The sequence below is a fragment of the Streptomyces sp. NPDC090106 genome, from assembly GCF_044747265.1.
Classification (GTDB): domain Bacteria; phylum Actinomycetota; class Actinomycetes; order Streptomycetales; family Streptomycetaceae; genus Streptomyces.
Map to the genome: position 1 here is coordinate 110,153 of NZ_JBIVDS010000003.1, position 18,112 is coordinate 128,264.

Consider the following 18,112-nt stretch of genomic DNA (forward strand, 5'->3'; position numbering starts at 1 on the left):
CCACGTATAGGCACACACCTGCCTATGCGCGTGCACGCGCACATGTACACCCGCACATGTAATGCCGCACATGTACACCCGCACATGTAATGCCGCACATGTACACCCGCACACGTACAGCCCTATGCGTACGTCCACACATGCTCACCCCCACAGAAACGGTGATCTCGTGTTCCGTGCAATCCTGCGTTCGATGACCGCGGTCGTGCTGACCGCGGCAGCGGCCCTCGCCTGCGCGCCGGCCGCCCTCGCCGCCCCGGCGGCACCCTCGGTCCAGGCGGTGGACCCCTCCACCACCGGGTCGTTCCCCGTCGCCTACACCGACGTCACGGTGTCGGCCGCGGGCCGTTCGTACAGCGCGCGGGTCTGGTACCCGGGCACGACGGCCGGGGCGAACGCGGCCGTCGCCGCCGGCGCCCACCCCGGTCTCGCCTTCGGCCACGGCTTCTTCCAGGCCATCACCCAGTACGAGAGCCTCCTCAAGCACTACGCGTCCTGGGGCGTCATCACCGTCGTCCCGAAATCCCAGGGCGGCCTCTTCCCGAGCCACACGAACTTCGCCGACGACCTGAACGCGGCACTGACCTGGCTCACCGCCCAGAACACCACCAGCGGTTCACGCTTCGCGAGCCGCGTCGACACCGCCAAGTACGCCCTCTCCGGGCACTCGATGGGCGGTGGCGCGGCTCTGGTCGCGGCGAGCCGCAACCCGGCCGTCAAGTCCGTCAGCACGCTCGCGGCGGCGGAGACCAACCCGTCCGCCGTCGAGGCGGGCCGGACGCTGGGCGTTCCCGTCCAGTACGTCGGCGGCAGCGCCGACTCCATCGCCGGGGTCGCCGACAACCAGCAGAAGATGTACGACGCCAAGCCCGCTCCCACCCAACTCCGCGTCATCACCGGCGGGTTCCACTGCGGGTTCGAGGACAGCTCCGGTCTCGGCTGCGACAGCGGCAGCATCACCCGCGCGGCCCAGCTGAAGCTCACCTACGGTGTCACGACCGCGTGGCTGCTGTACACGCTCGGCGTCGACACCTCGCTGTACGACCAGGTGTGGGGCTCCGCCGCCCAGAACCTGACCGGCGTCGTGTACTCCGCCAAGCCCTGACGTGACGGCGACGCCGGCCGGCCCGCCCGCGCGACCATGGGCGAGCCGGCCGGCGTCAGCGGCTCAGTCGCGGGACCACACCATGACGCTGTCCGACTCGAACACGGTGAACACGGCCTCGTTGCGGGCCGGCCGGCTCCGATCCAGGTCGGTGACCACGGCTCCGCCCGCCTGGCCCGCGCCGGTGGCGAGCACATGGGTGGCGAAGGTGTGGTCGCGTCTCTGTTCCAGCCAGAACAGGCGGTCGTCGCCGTCGCCCGACACCAGCAGGTCGGTGTCGCGGTCGCCGTCCATGTCGCCGCTGCCGAACACACCGGGCGCCGCCTGCCCGGCCCGGCCGCGCGCGACGATCCCCTCGGACAGGGCGGTCGGGGCCCAGGGCCCGCGCGGATCGGCGGGCACCGTGAACGAGACCACCTGCGAAGGGGGTTCGGCCGAGCCCGGTGGGAAGGCGGTGTTGGTGTGGTTGGAACCGACCCACACGGTACGGCCGTCGCCGTACAGGTTGCGCACGGCCCGCAGTTGGATCGCGCGCCCCTGGGTGGTGTCGATGACGTGCGGGGTGAAGTCGCCCAACGGGTGTGCCGCGCTCGGCCGTCCGGTGCGCTCGGCCCACATGAACGCGGCCCCCGGCTCGAAGTACTGCGCGGAGGCCACGTCCAGGTCGCCGTCACGGTCGACGTCCGCCACGACGGGCAGGGCGCCGCCGCCCGGCGCGAGGTCGACGGGCTCCGTGCTGAACCGCTCGGGCCCGTCGACGCCCCGGAAGACCTGGATCCAGGCGGCGGCGGGCGGCTCGTCCGGTGTCCTCGTGACGGGCGTGGAGGACTCCCCGACGGTCACCAGGTCCTTGCGGCCGTCCTTGTCGAAGTCGACCACCACGGCGCGGTGGTAGAAGAGGTCCGAACTTCCCGGAGCCACGATGTCATGACGTTTCCAGGTGCCGCCCCGCCGGTGCTCCCACCAGGTGAGGGACCCGCACAGGGTCGTGCAGCGGAAGAAGCCCCCGGGCACCACGATGTCCTGGTCGCGGTCGCCGTCGACATCGGCGAGGGCCGGTTCGTTGGGGAAGGGGATCCCGGCGTCTGTGTCGAAGACCAGCCGCTTCGACCAGGTGTCGAGGTCCGCGCCGTTCTGCTGGTACAGGGCGAGTCGGCCCGCCGCCGGGGGGACCGGCGGTCCGCCGGGGACGGTCGTGAAACGGCCGAACCCCGTCACCACGAGTTCCTTGCGCGGTCCGCCCACGAGGTCCCCTGCCACGGCGAACGCCGCTCCCGGCAGCGCCGCGTCGACCGTGTGGGCGGAGAACGCGGGCGGCGCGGGCCGGGAGGGCAGGGCACCGGCCGGAACGGCGGCGCACAACGAGGTCAGCGTGATGAGCAGGGCGGTTGCCGGGCGCGTCGGTCTGGACAAGGAGCCTCCCGAATGAGGTGGGCATGACATGCGTGTAACGCTGGGTGTCCGCGGGTCCCAGGCCCTTGTCAGGGTCTCACCTTTCTGATGTTTTAGGGAAACTCTGTTTCCTTCTGCTCGCGTTTGTCGAGAGCGGTCGTCGAGAGCGGTCGTTGAGAGGTGGCTCCATGGTTCAGCGACGTGCGGGCGGGGAGAAGCGCACCCGACACGCCGAATCGGGTGTGTTCTCCGTGTTCCCCGGTGGCGGGACGACGGAGGTGCGGCGCGGTGATCCGGCGCCCTTCGGGTGGTGGCCGGCCTGCTGTATCGCCCTGGTGGCCGCCGTGGACCGGATCGAGTACAACCTCCTGGCCGGCGCCCTGCCCAAGATCCAGGAGGAGTTCGGGTTCGGGGACGCCGCCGCCGGGGCCATCGCCACCGCCGGTTCGATCGCGGCGGTCGTCCTGCTGCTGCCGGCCGGGAGGCTGGCCGACCGGGCCCGGCGCACCTGGACCGTGTCCGCGGTCGTCGCCCTGTGGGCGCTGCTCACCCTGGGCACCGGTCTCGCCGGGAGCTACGCGACGCTCTTCGCGGTGCGGGTGCTCCTCGGTGCCGCGGGCCAGCTCTACAACCCTCCGGCGTCCAGCCTGCTCGCCGACTACCACCCCGGCCCCGGGCGCGGCCGGGCCTTCGGGCTCGAACGCATGGCGTACTTCAGCGGCCTGCCCGTCGGGGTCATCGCGGGCGGTGCGTTCGCCGAGCACGTCGGATGGCGCGCCGGGTTCTTCCTCGTCGCCCTGCCGGGGATCGCCGTGGCCCTGCTCGTCCTCACGCTCAAGGAGCCGCTGCGCGGCACGGGGGACCGGCTGACCCTCTGGTATCGGAGGGGAGAGGCTGCCGGGGTGCCGGAGCCGCCCGCGGTGCCGGAGTCGCCCGCGGAGGTGGCGGAACCCGTCCCGGAGGACGCCGGCACGTCTCACTCGCCGGAGCCGGACGTCCCGCTCGCGCGCCAGGTCCGGGAACTCCTCGCCATCCGCACCCTGCGTTCCGTGGTCGGCGGCCTGAGCATCGTCTTCTTCGGTCTCGGCGGGCTCTTCTTCTGGATGCCCTCCTTCTACGACCGGAAGTTCGGCCTCGGTGAGGCCTCGGCGGCGGCGGTCGCGGGCGGTGCGGGGCTGGTCGGGATCGCCGCCGGGATTCTCCTCGGCAGCCGTTGGGGCGACCGTCACCACGGGGTCAGGCCGGGTTGGCGCGTCACCCTGGGCGGAGCCGGCCTCGGCCTCGGCACCCTGGCCCTGGCGGGCGCCGTCGCCGTTCCCCAACTCGTCCCGCAGGTGGCCTTCTTCACCCTCTCCAATCTTGGCTTCGCCGTCTCGCTCGCCAACCTCACGGCCGCCAACGCCGACGTCGTGTCCGCCGGCCGGCGGGGGATGGGGTTCGCCGTCCTCCAGATGCTCGTCACCCTCGGCGGCTCGCTCGGACCCTGGCTGATCGGCCTCCTCTCCGAGGCCACCGGCTCGCTCGACCTCGCCTTCGCCTCCGTGCTGGTCCCGCTCGCCGTGGGCTGCGCCGTCGTATGGCGCGCGCGTACGGCCTACGACGACGACGCGGCGGCGGCCGTAGCGCAGGCCGAGCGCGGCGACCGGTGAGCGGCGCGTCGGCTCCTGCCCGCACAGCTGTTCCGCTGGTGGAAACATTGTTGACTGATGAGGAACGGCTTGGGTACAACAGGAGTTGTTGGATCCCGCGCCGCCGGGTCCCCGGGAAGGACGTGTCGTCATGCCCGATGCACCACCCCTGCCCGCCCGGGTCCGGCGGATCCTCGCCGACGGAGTCACCGTCACCATGGCGACCGGAGTGCGGGAGCGCGCCGTCCACGACGCCGGGCGTACCGCCGTCGTGGACGGCGAGCGCTCGCTGACCTTCGCCGCGCTGCACGCGCGGTCGAACCGGCTGGCGCAGGCCCTGCTCGGCGCCGGGCTCACCCCCGGCGATCCGGTGGCCGTGCTGCTGGGCAACTGTCTGGAGTACCCCGAGGTCGCGGCGGCGCTGGCCAAGGCGGGGCTGCCGATGGTTCCGCTGGGGATCGGGCAGACCGGCCCCGAGATCGCGTGGATCGTCGGTCACAGCGGGGCACAGGCGCTGATCGTGCAGGACGGGCGTGCCGAGGAAGCCGTCTCCGCCGTCACCGAGGGCGGCGGGAAACTCCCGGTCGTGCTCACCGTCGGACGGCCCGGCCCCGGCCAGGCGTACGAGACGGCGCTGGCCTCCGCACCCGACCGCGATCCGGCCGTGGCCGTCACCGGTGACGACGTCTTCTGCGTCCAGTACACCTCCGGCACCACGGGCCGCCCCAAGGGTGCGCTGCTCACCCACGGGGGACGTGCCCTCACGGCGCTGCTCTCCGCCCACGAATGGGGACTTGGGGAGGGCAGGACCAGCATCGCCGTCGCGCCGATGAGTCATGGCGCCGGTTTCATGTTCGGCTACGCCCCCGTCCTGACCGGTGGCACCGTCGTGATGCTGCCGCGCTGGGACCCCGTCCGCATGCTCGAACTCGCCCAGGAGCACCGGGCCCAGTCCGTGTTCCTGGTGCCGACCCACGCCCAGACCATCCGCGCCCTCGGCGAACAGGCCCCCGCCCGCTACCGGTTGCCCGCTCTCGACACCCTCTACTTCAACGCGGCTGCTCTGCCGGTCCCGTTGAAGGAGTGGGTCCTCGACGCTTTCCCCCACTGCGGTGTGCACGAGCTGTACGGCTCCACGGAGGGCGGCGTCGTCACCGATCTGCGCCCTGTCGACGCGCGCCGCAAGGCCGGCTCGGTGGGGCGTGCCTGGTATCTCACCGAGGTGCGGGTCGTGGACGACGACGGAGTGTCCCTGCCGCCCGGGGAGCCGGGCGAGCTCTTCAGCAAGTCGCCCTTCCTGATGGCGGGTTACCTCGACGATCCTGTCGCCTCCGGCGCCTGCCGCGCCCCCGACGGAGCCCTGTCGGTCGGTGACGTCGCGACCGTGGACGCCGACGGATACGTCACCATCGTCGACCGCAAGAAGGACGTCGTCGTCTCCGGCGGGCTCAATGTCTACCCGCGCGAGGTCGAGGAGGCCCTCCTCGCCCACCCCGCCGTGCGCGAGTGCGCCGTCGCGGGCACGGCCGACCCCGTGTGGGGCGAGGCGGTCACCGCCTTCGTCGTCTGGGCGCCGGGCGCGCCGCCCCTGGACACGGACGGGATCAGGGAGTTCCTGCGCGCCCGCCTCGCCCCCTACAAACTCCCGCGGCGGACGGAGACCGTGGCGGCGCTGCCGCGCAACTCCGCGGGCAAGGTCCTCAAACGCGAACTGCGCGAGCGGACCCCGCCGTCACGGGCGGAGCAGGACCCCTCCACGGCCTGACCGACGGACGGCATGGCGACCTCACATCCCACCAACGCACGTCCCGACCAACGCACGGCATGACGAACGAAAGGCGGTGGCGCGGTGCGCCCGCATGTGGAACTGATCCACGAGGACGACTACGTCTGGCATCCGGCCGAACTTCCCGGCGGCGAGGGCGAGGTGCGGGAACGCCGCCTCAGCACGGACGAGGAGGACGGTTCCAGTGCCCTCTCCCTCGTCTTCGACACCGACTGGTCCCGCGCCGCCGGAGTGCCCTCGGCGGACACCGAGTTCTTCGTCCTCTCCGGCCGACTCGTCTACGGAGAACAGGCCCTGGGCGCGGGCGGCTACGTCCACGTCCCCACCGGAGTGCCCATGGAGGCCGTCTCCGTCACCGCGGGCAGCAAGGTCCTGCACTGGCGCGAGTACGGCCCCGCCGACTTCCTGCTCGGCGGTGAGCGGACCCCGGGTGCCGAGGGCGAGGCGACCGTACGGGACCCCGAGAGCCTCGACTGGACCGCGGCGCCCACCGTCGGACCCATCAGCCCGCTCTACATCAAGCTGCTGCACCGGAACGAGAAGACCGGCTTCTACACCCGGCTGATCCTCGCCCCGAAGGGCTGGACCGACCACCGGCTCGCCCACCACCCCTGCTACGAGGAGTTCTACACACTCAGCGGGCGGATGACCTACAACTTCGGCGACATCGACCCCGGCACGTACTGCTTCCGCCCGCCGTTCGTGAAGCACGGTCACTTCATCGCCGAGGAGGACACCGAGTGGATCATCCGCTCGGACGGCGAGCTCATCAACTGGTACACGACCGAGGAATGGATCAACTGGGGCGGCGAGGCGGAGAACTACGAGCCGCACCAGGCGCCCCAGCCCTCCACCATGCCCCTGCGCTCGCGCTCGCGCGGCGACTGGAGCCGCGACGGCATGTGAACGCCGTCCCCGGCGAACGGTGAACGGTGAAGGGGCCGGGTCCGTCGTGCGACGGGCCCGGCCCCTGCCGGTCGCGGGTGCGGATCAGCGGGGCAGATAGCGGCCCTGCGGCGCGTCGACGGTCTCGCCGTCGCGGTAGACGATCCGCCCGCGCAGCACCGTCGCCTCCGGCCAGCCGCGCACGGTGCGGCCGGCGAACGGGCAGTGGTCCTGCCCCGACAGCAGCAGCTCGGGCGTGACCGTGCGCTCCGCCTCCAGGTCCACGACCACCAGGTCCGCGTCATGCCCCACCATCAGCGACCCCTTGCGCCCCGCCAGTCCGTACGCCGCCGCCGGGGAACCGGACGCCAGCTCGGCCACCCTGCGCAGCGGCAGACCCCGCCGGTGGTACCCCTCGGACAGCAGCAGCGGATACAGCAGCGCGGTCCCGCCGAACCCCGGCAGCGCGGGCCACAGCGCGTCCCCCTTGCTCTCCTCCATGCAGCAGGCGTGGTCGGAGGCCACCCAGTCCACCGAGCCGTCCAGGACGCCCGTCCACAGCGCCTCGTTGTCGGCGGCCGTGCGGATCGGGGGATTGACCTTGCCGCCGAGCCCGGAGCCCGACGCGTCCAGGGTGTCGTGGTCCAGGCACAGATGGTGCAGCGTCACCTCGGTGCGCAGATCCACTCCGGGGGCCGCCGCCCGGGCCGCGCGCGCCGCGTCGAGGGCCGCCTCGCTCGACAGATGGAGCAGGTTGACCGGGCAGCCCGTCGCGTGCGCCAGCGTCGCCGCCTCGCCGATCGCGACCCGCTCGGTCAGCGGCGGGCGGGCCTCGCTGTAGGCGCGCAGGGTCTGCGGATCGCCGGCCGCGCGCACCCGGTCGATGAACAGCCGCATCAGCTCCGCCTGTTCGCAGTGCAGCGACAGCGACACCCGCCGGTCGGTGCCGGCGTCCGCCGCGGCCACCGCCTCCATCAGCTGGTAGAGATGCCCGAGGTCGTACTCCTCGCCCTCGCCGGTCATCCGGAACCCGCGCGCGTCGCGTGAGTCGGCGGAGAGATTGAAGCCCTTGTAGAACATGTAGTACTTGAACGAGCTGACCCCTGCGTCCGCGACCAGGTCCGGCACCTCGCCGATCTGTGCGCTGTCCATCGGCGCCAGATGGAACCCGTAGTCGGTGTGGGCGCGGCCCTCCACCGCCTTCAGCACCTCCGGCAGGATCTCCGCGTAGGGCCCGGTGCGGTTGAGGTAGTGCTCGCCCGTGCGGAAGTACGAGAGCACGCTGGTGACGCCGCCGACCAGCGAGGAGCGGGTCTCGTCGGCGGCGTCCACGTCCAGCGGCCGGTAGATGCCGAGGTGGAAGTGGGCGTCCACCGCGCCGGGCAGGACCGCCCTGCCGGTGGCGTCGAGCACCTCGTCGGCGTCGGACGCGGGAAGGTCGGTGCCGATCGCGGCGACCACCCCGTCGCGTACGGCCAGGTCGGCGCGTATCTCCCCGGTCCATGGCTGGACCAGGGTGCCGTTCTTCACGAGCAGGTCGTAGCGTGCCATGCCCACGTACCGCCTTCCGGTCCCGAGTTCCCCTTGAGGAAACGTCGTTTCTCTTTTGCGTCGGCGAGGCGCATGCTAGCTTTTGGTAACTGTGTTCCACAAGGAGAAACATGCTGCACTGAAGAGGTGTGAGCCGCTGTGCCCTCCCAAGTCCCCCTCCCGGCCGGGCCCGTGGCACCACCCGGACCGCTCGCCGGACTGACCGTGCTCGACTGCGCCACCCTGTTCGCCGGGCCCCTCGCCGCCACCGTGCTCGGCGACTACGGCGCCGACGTCATCAAGATCGAGCACCCCGGGCGCCCCGACCCGGCCCGCACCCACGGCCCCGCCCGCGACGGCACCGGCCTGTGGTGGAAGATGCTCGGCCGCAACAAGCACACCGTCACCCTCGATCTGTCCCGGGCCGCCGGCGCGCGCATCCTGCTGCGCCTCGCCGCACAGGCCGACGTCCTGATCGAGAACTTCCGCCCCGGCACCCTGGAACGCTGGGGGCTGTCCCCCGAGCGGCTCCACGAGACCAACCCCGGCCTGGTGATCGCCAGGGTCACCGGATTCGGCCAGTTCGGGCCCTACGCCCGCAGGCCCGGGTTCGGCACCCTCGCCGAGTCGATGAGCGGCTTCGCCGCCATCACCGGGGAACCCGACGGGCCGCCCACCCTGCCCCCCTTCGGCCTCGCCGACGGCGTCGCCGCCCTCGTCACCGCCTCCGCCGTGCAGACTGCGCTCCTGCACCGCGCCCGCCACCGTGCCGAAGGCGGGGACGGCGGGGGACAGGTCGTCGACCTCGCCATCGTCGAACCCCTGCTGACCCTCCTCGGCCCGCAGGCCACCGCCTACGACCAGCTCGGCACCGTCCCCGCCCGCACCGGCAACCGCTCCGCCAACAACGCGCCCCGCAACACCTACCGCACCCGCGACGACCGCTGGGTGGCCGTCTCCACCTCCGCGCAGTCCGTCGCCGAACGCGTGCTGCGGCTGGTCGGACACCCCGAGGTCACCGAGGAACCCTGGTTCGCCACCGGATCGGGACGCGCCGCCCACGCCGACCTCCTGGACGGGCATGTCGGCGACTGGATCGCCGCCCGCGACCTCGACGACGTCGTCAAGTCCTTCACCGAGGCCGACGCCGCGATCTGCCCCGTCTACGACATCCGCGACGTCTTCGCCGACCCCCAGTACCGGGCACTGGACTCCATCACCACCGTCCAGGACCCCGAACTCGGCCCGCTGCGCATGCAGAACGTCCTCTACCGGCTCTCCGCCACACCCGGCTCCATCCGCTGGACCGGCCGCCCCCACGGCGCCGACACCGCGGCCGTCTACCGGGACCGGCTGGGCCTCACGGACGACGAACTCCGGGCGCTCGCCGAGGAAGGCACCGTATGACCGAGGGCGCGCGGACCACGACGGACGTCCCCGCCCGCATCCCCCATGCCCGAGGAAAGGCCCCCATGACACCGGCCCCCGGCGTCCTCCCCGCGCCGCCCTGGCAGGCCCTCGCCGGGGCCCGCGTCGTCGACCTCGCCCAGCCGATGCGGCGCGGCATGCCCCAGTCGCCCAACCACCCGCCGTACCGCATGCTGCTGGAGCGCCGCCACGGCGACCTCGTCCGCGAGGACGGCGGGTCCGCCGCCAACGAGATCGTCATCACCGGCGGCCACGTCGGCACCCACGTCGACGCCCTCGCCCACGTCTCCCACGACGGCCTCCTGCACGGCGGCCGGCCCGCGCACGAGGTGCAGAGCCACGAGGGTTTCGCCCGGCTCGGCATCGACGAGTTCACCCCGTACGTCGGACGCGGCGTCCTCCTCGACATCGCCCGCCTCCACGACGTCCCCGTCCTGCCCGCCGGATACGAGATCACCCCCGAGGACCTGGAGGCCGCCGAGCGCGCCGCGGGCGTCACCGTCGCACCCGGCGAGGCCGTCCTCATCGGCACCGGCTGGACCCGGCACTGGGCCGACCCCGCGGTCTTCACCGGCCAGACCGGCGGCGCCCCCGGCCCCGGCGCCGCCGCGGGGCAGTGGCTCGCCGACCGTACCCCCGCCCTCGCGGGCGGCGAGACCATCGCCTTCGAACACATCGCGCCCGGCCGCGGCCACGCCACCCTGCCCGTGCACCGCACGCTCCTCGTGGAGGCCGGGATCAACATCGTGGAGACCATGCGGCTCGACGCGCTCGCCGCGTCCGGCGCGGCCGAATTCCTGCTCGTCCTCGCGCCGTTGCCGTTCGTCGGCGCGACCGGAGCACCGGTACGCCCGCTCGCCCTCCTGCCCGAAGGCCCCACCGCGTGACCCCGCCCTTCGCCCCCGCCTCCCCGGGCACCGAGCCCGCGATCGCCGCCCGGCTCGCAGCCTTCGCCGCCGGCTGCCGTGACGGCCTGCCCGAGGCCGTCGCCGCCGACGCCGCCCACCGGGTCCTGGACTTCCTCGGCAACTGCCTCGCCGCCCTCGGCCCCGACACCGGCGAGAACGGACCTGCCGCACCCCACCAGGCCGCTCTGCGCACGGCCCGGCACGCCGGTGGCCGCGCCGAGTCCACCGTCATCGGCAGCGGCGACCGGCTGCCCGCCGACCGCGCAGCCCTCGTCAACGGCACCCTCGCGCACGCCCTCGACTTCGACGACACCCACCTGCCGTCCGTCCTGCACCCCACCGCCGCCGTCCTGCCCGCCGCCCTCGCCGTCGCCGAGGCCCGCGACGCCGACGGCCCCGCGCTGCTCGCCGCGCTCGCCGCGGGCGGCGAGGTCTGCGTACGGCTCGGCATGGCCTCCTACGACCCCGGCCTGCGCAACTCGTCCTTCTTCGAACGCGGCCTGCACGCCACCTCGATCTGCGGGACCGTCGGCGCCGCCGTCGCCGCCGCCGTCCTCATGGACCTCCCCGCCGCCCGCGTCGCCGACGCCATCGGCATCGCCTGCTCCATGGGCGCCGGCGTCATCGAGGCCAACCGCACCGGCGGAAGCGTGAAACGGGTGCACTGCGGGTGGGCCGCCCACTGCGGGGTGACGGCGGCGCAGCTCGCCGCCGAAGGCGTCACCGGACCGCCCACCGTCGTCGAGGGACGCTTCGGGTTCCTCACCGCGTTCCTCGGTGAGCACTGGCATGCCGGGCCGCTCACCGACGGGCTCGACGCGCCCCACGACGTGCGGTCGTGGCAGTACCCGCGGACCGTCTACAAGCCGTACCCGTCCAACCACTTCACCCATCCCGGCATCGACTGCGCGCTGGCCCTGCGGGCACGCGGGCTCGATCCGCGGGACATCGCCGCCGTCGAACTCGGTGTCGCCGAGGCGCCCCGCCGGACCATCGGGGAACCCCGCGAGGAGAAGGTCCGGCCGCGGACCCCGTACCACGCGAAGTTCTCCGGGCCGTACACGGTCGCTGCCGCGCTGCTGACCGAGGGGGAACCCGAACTCGGCCTCCACCTGGGGGACTTCACCCCTGCGGCGTTCGGGGATCCGGCGCGACGGGCGCTCGCCGAGCGGGTCACGGTGGTGCGGGACGCCGTGTGCGACGACGAGTTTCCGCATGCGTTCAGTGCGGTGCTGAGGATTCTCACGAAGGACGGTGCGCGGTGGGAGCACCGGGTTGCCGGGTCGCGGGGCGGGCCGGGCGCTCCGCTGGGTCGGGAGGCGCGGGAGGGGAAGTTCCGGCGGGCCGTTGAGCCGGTGCTCGGGGGTGCGGGGGTGGGTGTGCTGGCGGCGGAGGTCGATGGGCTCGGGGGTGCGGGGGCGGGGTGCGTTCGGAGGCTTCTGGCGCTGACGCGGCGGGGGTGAGGGGAGTTGGTCGGCTGACCGGGGGTGGGGTTATTTGCGCAGTTCCCCGCGCCCCTGGGGAAGCTGGTCTCGGCTGTCGGGTGCCGGCCGGTGGGGGCTGGTTGCGCAGTTCCCCGCGCCCCTGAGGGGGTGGCCCCTTGGGTGTCGGGTGCCGGCTGGTGGGGGGGGGGGTGGTCGCGCAGTTCCCCGCGCCCCTGGAGGAGTGGTCCCTCGGGTGTCGGTTGCGCGGTTCTGTGTGTTCCTGGCGGGGCGCGGTGTCAGGCGTTCGGTGTTGTCAGGAGGCGGCGGGCCGCTCTTACCACCGCTTCGTCGATCATGCGGCCGTCAGGGCCGACCAGGACGGGAGTGCCGTTGCGGACGGCTGTGTCGAAGCGGGTCACCAGGGCACGGGCGGCGGCCAGTTCGGTGGGCGAGGGGGTGAAGACCTCGTGGATCACGGGGATCTGGGCCGGGTGGATGCAGGCGCGGGAGCGGTAGCCGAGGCGGCGCAGTGCGAGGGTGGAGCGGTGCAGGGCGTCCGTGTCGCGGTAGTCCGTGCTGACGGGGCCGACCGGCGGTCCCACGCGTGCCGCCGCGCAGGCCAGGACCAGGGAGACCCGGATCGGGAGCATCTCGCGCTCGTCCACCGGGTCGGGATCCATGCCGAGGTCGGCCCGGAGGTCGGCCTCGCCGCCCTGGAGATGCGCCACCCGCGGGGCCGCCGCCAGGGCGGGGGCGGCGAGGACCGCCGCCGCCGACTCCAGCAGCGGTGACAGGCGGATGGCACCGGGCGGCAGGCCCAGTGACAACTCCCGTTCGGCGAGGAGCGAATCGACCCCCGCCACTTCGTCGGGCGTCTCGCACTTGGCCAGGCACAGGCCGTGCAGGGCGGGAGACGCCACCGCCGTCGCGTCGAGCAGGCCCGTGCGGCCCGGATTGACGCGGACCCACACCTCCGTGGGGCCGGACGGGTCCAGTCCGGCCAGCCAGTCGGCGGCGGCCCTCCGCGCCGCGTCCTTCGCGTCCGGGGCGACGGCGTCCTCCAGGTCGACGATCACCGCGTCCGGCCCGCGCTCCAGGGCACGGGCCAGCATGGCAGGGCGGTCGGCCGGGACGTACAGGTAGGAGCGGGCGGCCACGTCAGCCGATCCTCGTCGCGCCGGAGCTGAGCCGCTTGGCGATGACCGTGCGCAGGATGTCGTTGGTGCCCTCGCCGATGCTCATCAACGCCGCGTCCCGGTACAGCCGTTCCACCACGAACTCCTTCGAGTAGCCGTATCCGCCGTGCAGCCGCATCGCGTCCAGCGCGGCCGTGATGGCCGTCTCCGACGCGAACAGCTTCGCCATCCCGGACTCCGTGTCCACCCGCGCGCCGCCGTCCGCCCGGGAGGCCGCCCAGTACACCAGCAGCCGGGCCGCCTGGAGTTGGGTCGCGATGTCCGCGAGGCGGAGCTGGACGGCCTGGAAGTCGTGGATGGGACGCCCGAACGCGTGCCGGTGCGCCGTGTAGGAGAGGGCCGAGTCCAGCGCTGCCTGGGCGATCCCCACCGAGCGGGCCGCCACGTTGATCCGGCCCGTCTCCAGCGCCGACAGCGCCTGCTGCATCCCGCGCCCCTCGACCCCGCCCAGCAGCGCCTCCTCGGGCACCCGCACGTCCTCCAGGAGGAGTTCGCACGTCTCCGTGCCCCGGTAGCCGAGCTTGGGCAGGTCCCGGGTGACGGTGAACCCCTCGGTCCCGGTGTCGACCAGCAGGATGCTCATGCCCCGGTGCGCGGGTTCGGCCGTCAGGTCGGTCTTGACCAGCACCGGCAGGACGCCCGCGTGACGGGCGTTGGTGATCCAGGTCTTGGCCCCGTCGATCGCGTAACCGCCGTCCGTGCGACGGGCGGTGGTGCGGATGCCCTGGAGATCGGTGCCGGCGTCCGGCTCGGTCAGGGCGATACCGCTGCGCGTCTCCCCGCTCGCCATCCCCGGCAGCCACCGCCGCCGTTGCTCCTCGGTACCGTGCCGGGCGATCAGCAGGCAGGCCAGGGAGTGCGAGCCGAGGATGCCGGCGATGCCCATCCAGCCCCGGGAGATCTCCTCGAACGTGAGGGCGAACGACACCATGTCGACCTCCAGGCCTCCGTACTCCTCGGGCACGGTCAGCCCGAACAGGCCCATCGCGCGCATCACTTCGACGATCTCCGTGGGATACCGGCCGGACTCCTCCCACTCCCGGGCCACCGGATCGATCTCCTTGGCGACGAAGTCGCGCAACGTGCGGCGGTACAGCTCCTGTTCGGGGCTGAGGGTGAAGTCCACGGTTCACGGCTCCGGTTGCTCGGGAGGGGCGATGTGCGCGGGGGCGAAGGCGGGTTGGCGGCGGCCGTCCGGCAGGGGCAGCCACACCAGTCGTACCGGCTGGTCGCAGGAGAGGGAACCGGGGTCGCCGAGCAGCGGCACCAGCAGCACCGGGCCCTCGGCGAGCCGCACCCGGCCCAGGGTGTGCGGCAGCGGGCGGCCGTCCGGCGCCCGGTGCGCGGTCGTGAAGGTGTCCAGCACCGCCGTCCCCGTCACCGGGACCTGCCGCAGCCCCTCCGTCCCGCCGCACCCCGTGCACAGCACCCGTGGCGGATGCTGGTGCGCACCGCAGGCCGGGCAGTGCTGCACGGTGAGCGTGCCGTCCCGGGTCGCCTCCCAGTAGGCCGCGGTCACGGCGTCCGGGGCGGCGGGCAGGAGGGCCTCCGGGATGCCCGCCTCCGCTCCCTGGCCGCTCACCGGGCGTCGTCCCGGGCGAGGACCACCGTGGCGTGGCTGGACAGGATGCCGCCGGTGCCGTGCGCGACCGCCGTGCGGGCTCCGGGGACCTGCCGCGCACCGCACTCGCCGCGCAGCTGCCGTACCGCCTCGATCAGCAGGAACAGCCCGAACATCCCGGGATGGCCGTACGACAGGCCGCCGCCCGAGGTGTTGACGGGCAGCTCGCCGCCCGGCGCGATGGCGCCCTTGGTGACGAACGCCCCGGCCGTGCCCGGCGGGCAGAATCCGAGGGCCTCAAGGGACAGCAGGGTGGTGATGGTGAACGAGTCGTAGATCTGCACGACGTCCATGTCCCGCGGGCCCAGCCCCGAGCGTGCCCAGGCCCGGTCGGCGGACGCCCGCGCGCCGTTGTCGAGGAGGTCGGGCGGCCCCGCGGAGCCGGTGTGGCCGGTCGCCTCGCCGTAGCCGAGGACGAGGACGGCCGGGCGGGGCAGATCGAGGGCGCGTTCGGCGGTGGTGAGGACGATCGCTCCGCCGCCGTCGGTCACCAGACAGCAGTCCGCCGTCGTCAGCGGGCTCGACAGCATCGGCGCCGACAGGACCTGATCCACCGTCAGGGGGCCCGACGCGTACCGGTATGCCTCCGGGTTGAGCAGCGCCCACTCCCGGGCCGCCACCGCCACCGAGGCCAGCACCTCCCGGCCGTGGCCGAACTCGTGCAGATAGCGGCGCGCGGCCATCGCGTAGTGCGAGGCCGGGTACAGCGGCCCGGCGGGCACCTCGAACTGCGCCTCCGGTACGGCCGTGTCGTGCGGCCCGGTGAGGGAACGGCGCCGCGCCGAACGCTGGTCGGAGCCGTAGGCGATGACGACCGTACGGCACTGCCCGGCCTCCAACGCCTGTGCGGCGCGCGCCACATACATCTCGAAGGCGCTGCCGCCAGCGAACGTCGAGTCCGTCCACGCGGGCCGGATGCCCAGGTAGGCGGCGGCCTGCGTGGCCGGGAACCGGCCGATCCCGGAGGTCGCGAGACCGTCCACGTCGGCCAGGGTCAGCCCGGCGTCGGCGAGCGCCCGTGTCACGCCCTGCGCCAGGAGCGCCGTCGCGGGCAGCCCGGTGACGCCGAGGTCGGAGGTGGCCGCGCCGACGATCGCCGCCGTCACGGCCCGGGCCGGGTACGAGTGTTGTCCGGCGGGGCGGCGAGGGTGAAGGTGGCGCCCGCCGGGGCCACCGCCGTACGGCCGTTCTCCCCGACCACCTCGACGCGCTGCTCGACGGTCACCAGCGCGCCGTCCACCTCCGTCACCCGGCCGGTGCACAGCACGCTCTCCCCGGCGAACACCGGGTGCGCGAACCGGAAGCGGAGTGTGCGCAGCGTGCACTGAGGGCCCAGCCAGCGCTGGAGCTGCTCGGCGAGCAGCGCGCCGAAGACCTGCCCGTCCACCACCGGGGCGGGCAGGCCGCGGGCGGCGGTGTAGGCGGGGTCGTAGTGCAGACGGTGCCAGTCCCAGGTGGCCCCCGCGTACGCCACCATGCGGGTCAGGGGGAAGTCGCGGCGCAGCGGGGGCACCACGGACCCGGGCAGCAGCTGAGGGCCGGTCACGGCGTCTCCTCGGGGGATGCGGCGGCGGTGGGCGCGAGGGCGATGTGCAGGACCGTCTCCTCGTTCTCCGCGAGGAGTTCACCGCCGTGGTTCCCGGAGGTGTACGCGCAGTGCGAGCGCACCACCAGCATCGGCAGACCGGCTCCGGTGACGCGTTCCGTCACGGAGGTCACCGTCCAGGTCGCGGTGATCACGTCGTCGGGCCGGACGGGACGGTGGAACGTGTACGCGTTGCCGCCGCGCACGGTACGGGTGCCGGGCAGCCGGATCCCCCAGGTGTGGCCGGGGTAACCGTCCTCGTCCGGGGGCAGGCCGGCGTACTGGTTCGTCTCGCAGACCAGGGTGGGCGGGGCGATCACGTCGGGGTGACCGTGGGCGCGCGCGTACTCGGGGTCGTGGTGCAGCGGGTCCGGGTTGCCGGTGGCGAGCGCGAAGTAGCGGATCGCGGCGCGGCCCAGCTCCTCCGGCGCGGTGTAGACGGCGGTGCGGCCGGTCAGTTCGGCCCGCAGCTCGTCGGTGAGCAGGGACGTGGGGGTCGGGGTCGTCATCGGGTGGCCTCCTCCGCCGGATCGGGGGCGTCCGCCAGCACGGCCGTCGGGAAGACCTCCGTGAGGAACTCGCGGCGCAGCAGCGTCGCGCAGCCGACGGAGGTCAGGGCGGGCCGGGCCGCGGCGCCCAGGACCCGGGCGCGGGCCGCGGCGAGCGCGGGGCGGGCGCCCCACGCGGGCGGGCACAGGTACTCCTCCAGCGAGGCGAGGTCCGCGGCGGTGCCGCCCGCCTCGGCCACCACCTCCAGGACGGCCCGCAGCACGGTCTCCGTCTGCGCGACCGGATCGCCCGCGTGCAGCGCCTGCTGGGTCTCCATGTCGAGCGCCGCGAACCCCGACATGTACAGGGTCCGCCCGGCCAGCACCCCCGGGCTGTACGTCAGCGTGTCGTAGCGCCGCCAGCCCGGGTTGACGGCGGTCAGCGGATGCCGGGACGCCGTGACGTCCAGGGCGACCAGGACGCCCGGCGCGTGCAGGCGGCTCATCAGGATGCCGCCCGCCCCGGGGAACACCCCTGCCCCGCCCAGGAGTTCACGGCGCGGCCCGGCGCACTGCGGGTAGGCGCGGCGGGTCGCCGGGGTGGTGTAGTCGAAGGTGGTCACCGCGTGGTCCAGGCTCAGCCCGGCGCCCTTGAGGAACTTCCCGGCCCGGCGCAGGCAGTACGCGTACTGCCCCACGAAGTCGTCGCGGTGCACCACCGTCCCGTGCCCGTCCAGGGGCAGCACGGTGGGCAGCCGCACCGAGCCGTCCGGCCTCGCGTCCGGTGCGCCGGGCGACGCGTGCACGGCGAGCAGGGCGCGGTCGTCGGGCAGCGACTCGACGACGACCATCCGCGGGACGCCGGACGCCTGCGGGAACATCGCGGCCCTGGCCGCCGCCAGCTCGAAGTGGGCTTCGGGCGCGGCCACCGTGACGTACTCGGTGAACCGGACCCCCGAAGGGTCGGCGACACGTGCGCGCAGCGCGCCATAGGCGGCGCGGGCCTGGGCGGCGGCGCCATGGCCGCGCCCGAGGACGGTCACGGCGGCCCGGCGCGGTGCCGGTGGGGATGCGGCGGTCAACGGAGGCCTCCGGGGAGGGTGAGGGGGCGGATGAGGCGGAGGGGATCCCCGGAA

Annotated in this window: 16 protein-coding genes; 7 read left to right on the forward strand and 9 right to left on the reverse strand. The window is 73.6% G+C overall.

Annotated elements, in window-relative coordinates; translation table 11 throughout:
* Positions 1-169 precede the first annotated feature (169 nt).
* Entirely contained in the window at positions 170-1,105 is a 936-nt protein-coding gene (locus tag ACIPSE_RS10435; RefSeq protein WP_401660056.1) for an alpha/beta hydrolase family protein, read from the forward strand.
* 63 nt (positions 1,106-1,168) lie between these two features.
* Here ACIPSE_RS10435 and ACIPSE_RS10440 read toward each other — a convergent pair whose 3' ends face one another.
* Complete coding sequence (locus ACIPSE_RS10440; RefSeq protein WP_401660058.1) at positions 1,169-2,518, reverse strand: FG-GAP repeat domain-containing protein; 1,350 nt, start codon at positions 2,516-2,518, stop codon at positions 1,169-1,171.
* Between the two features lie 167 nt (positions 2,519-2,685).
* On the opposite strand from ACIPSE_RS10440, the gene ACIPSE_RS10445 reads away from it, so the two are divergent.
* From ACIPSE_RS10445 to ACIPSE_RS10455, 3 genes are all read left to right on the forward strand, one after another.
* Positions 2,686-4,146, forward strand: a complete 1,461-nt coding sequence (locus tag ACIPSE_RS10445) for an MFS transporter (protein WP_401660060.1) — start codon at positions 2,686-2,688, stop codon at positions 4,144-4,146.
* A 130-nt stretch (positions 4,147-4,276) separates the two neighbouring features.
* Positions 4,277-5,890: a class I adenylate-forming enzyme family protein gene (locus ACIPSE_RS10450; protein WP_401660062.1), complete on the forward strand. Its 1,614-nt coding sequence runs from the start codon at positions 4,277-4,279 to the stop codon at positions 5,888-5,890.
* An 84-nt stretch (positions 5,891-5,974) separates the two neighbouring features.
* The gene (locus ACIPSE_RS10455) at positions 5,975-6,817 is read left to right on the forward strand and encodes a DUF4437 domain-containing protein (RefSeq protein WP_401660064.1); all 843 of its coding nucleotides are present in this window, start codon (positions 5,975-5,977) and stop codon (positions 6,815-6,817) included.
* Between the two features lie 84 nt (positions 6,818-6,901).
* Here the strand turns inward: ACIPSE_RS10455 and ACIPSE_RS10460 are convergent, their stop codons facing one another.
* Positions 6,902-8,347 carry a dihydroorotase family protein gene (locus tag ACIPSE_RS10460; protein ID WP_401660067.1) on the reverse strand — a complete coding sequence of 482 codons (1,446 nt, stop codon included), beginning with the start codon at positions 8,345-8,347 and terminating at the stop codon, positions 6,902-6,904.
* A gap of 138 nt (positions 8,348-8,485) precedes the next feature.
* Between ACIPSE_RS10460 and ACIPSE_RS10465 the strand changes: the two genes are divergently transcribed.
* From ACIPSE_RS10465 to ACIPSE_RS10475, 3 genes are all read left to right on the forward strand, one after another.
* The gene (locus ACIPSE_RS10465; protein WP_401660070.1) at positions 8,486-9,733 is read left to right on the forward strand and encodes a CaiB/BaiF CoA transferase family protein; all 1,248 of its coding nucleotides are present in this window, start codon (positions 8,486-8,488) and stop codon (positions 9,731-9,733) included.
* A 65-nt stretch (positions 9,734-9,798) separates the two neighbouring features.
* Positions 9,799-10,641, forward strand: a complete 843-nt coding sequence (locus tag ACIPSE_RS10470; protein ID WP_401660073.1) for a cyclase family protein — start codon at positions 9,799-9,801, stop codon at positions 10,639-10,641.
* A complete protein-coding gene (locus ACIPSE_RS10475) occupies positions 10,638-12,125 on the forward strand; it encodes an MmgE/PrpD family protein (RefSeq protein WP_401660075.1) in 1,488 nt (495 codons plus the stop codon). The genes ACIPSE_RS10470 and ACIPSE_RS10475 overlap by 4 nt, the downstream gene beginning before the upstream one ends.
* Before the next feature lie 257 nt (positions 12,126-12,382).
* On the opposite strand, the gene ACIPSE_RS10480 is transcribed toward ACIPSE_RS10475, so the two are convergent.
* Genes ACIPSE_RS10480 through ACIPSE_RS10510 form a run of 7 tightly spaced genes read right to left on the reverse strand, consistent with a single transcriptional unit; the run spans position 12,383 to position 18,058 of the window.
* Positions 12,383-13,243, reverse strand: coding sequence for an HpcH/HpaI aldolase/citrate lyase family protein (locus ACIPSE_RS10480; RefSeq protein ID WP_401660077.1), 861 nt, complete (start codon positions 13,241-13,243; stop codon positions 12,383-12,385).
* Between the two features lies 1 nt (position 13,244).
* Complete coding sequence (locus ACIPSE_RS10485; RefSeq protein WP_401660080.1) at positions 13,245-14,408, reverse strand: acyl-CoA dehydrogenase family protein; 1,164 nt, start codon at positions 14,406-14,408, stop codon at positions 13,245-13,247.
* Between the two features lie 3 nt (positions 14,409-14,411).
* A complete protein-coding gene (locus tag ACIPSE_RS10490) occupies positions 14,412-14,864 on the reverse strand; it encodes a Zn-ribbon domain-containing OB-fold protein (protein WP_401660082.1) in 453 nt (150 codons plus the stop codon).
* On the reverse strand, positions 14,861-16,009 hold the full coding sequence (locus ACIPSE_RS10495) for an acetyl-CoA acetyltransferase (protein WP_401660085.1): 1,149 nt from the start codon (positions 16,007-16,009) through the stop codon (positions 14,861-14,863). The genes ACIPSE_RS10490 and ACIPSE_RS10495 overlap by 4 nt, the downstream gene beginning before the upstream one ends.
* The gene (locus ACIPSE_RS10500) at positions 16,006-16,449 is read right to left on the reverse strand and encodes a MaoC/PaaZ C-terminal domain-containing protein (RefSeq protein ID WP_401660087.1); all 444 of its coding nucleotides are present in this window, start codon (positions 16,447-16,449) and stop codon (positions 16,006-16,008) included. The genes ACIPSE_RS10495 and ACIPSE_RS10500 overlap by 4 nt, the downstream gene beginning before the upstream one ends.
* Positions 16,446-16,997 (reverse strand): MaoC family dehydratase, encoded by a 552-nt coding sequence (locus tag ACIPSE_RS10505; RefSeq protein WP_401660090.1) that lies wholly within the window; start codon positions 16,995-16,997, stop codon positions 16,446-16,448. Before ACIPSE_RS10505 ends, ACIPSE_RS10500 begins: the two co-directional genes overlap by 4 nt.
* The gene (locus ACIPSE_RS10510) at positions 16,994-18,058 is read right to left on the reverse strand and encodes a RidA family protein (protein ID WP_401660092.1); all 1,065 of its coding nucleotides are present in this window, start codon (positions 18,056-18,058) and stop codon (positions 16,994-16,996) included. Before ACIPSE_RS10510 ends, ACIPSE_RS10505 begins: the two co-directional genes overlap by 4 nt.
* Positions 18,059-18,112 lie beyond the last annotated feature (54 nt).

What these genes read in the sequence shown, in the direction of transcription:
- ACIPSE_RS10460 (WP_401660067.1), bottom strand. Translation starts at nt 8,347, where the DNA reads ATGGCACGCTACGACCTGCTCGTGAAGAACGGCACCCTGGTCCAGCCA.
- ACIPSE_RS10450 (WP_401660062.1), top strand. Translation starts at nt 4,277, where the DNA reads ATGCCCGATGCACCACCCCTGCCCGCCCGGGTCCGGCGGATCCTCGCC.
- ACIPSE_RS10470 (WP_401660073.1), top strand. Translation starts at nt 9,799, where the DNA reads ATGACACCGGCCCCCGGCGTCCTCCCCGCGCCGCCCTGGCAGGCCCTC.
- ACIPSE_RS10505 (WP_401660090.1), bottom strand. Translation starts at nt 16,997, where the DNA reads ATGACGACCCCGACCCCCACGTCCCTGCTCACCGACGAGCTGCGGGCC.
- ACIPSE_RS10445 (WP_401660060.1), top strand. Translation starts at nt 2,686, where the DNA reads ATGGTTCAGCGACGTGCGGGCGGGGAGAAGCGCACCCGACACGCCGAA.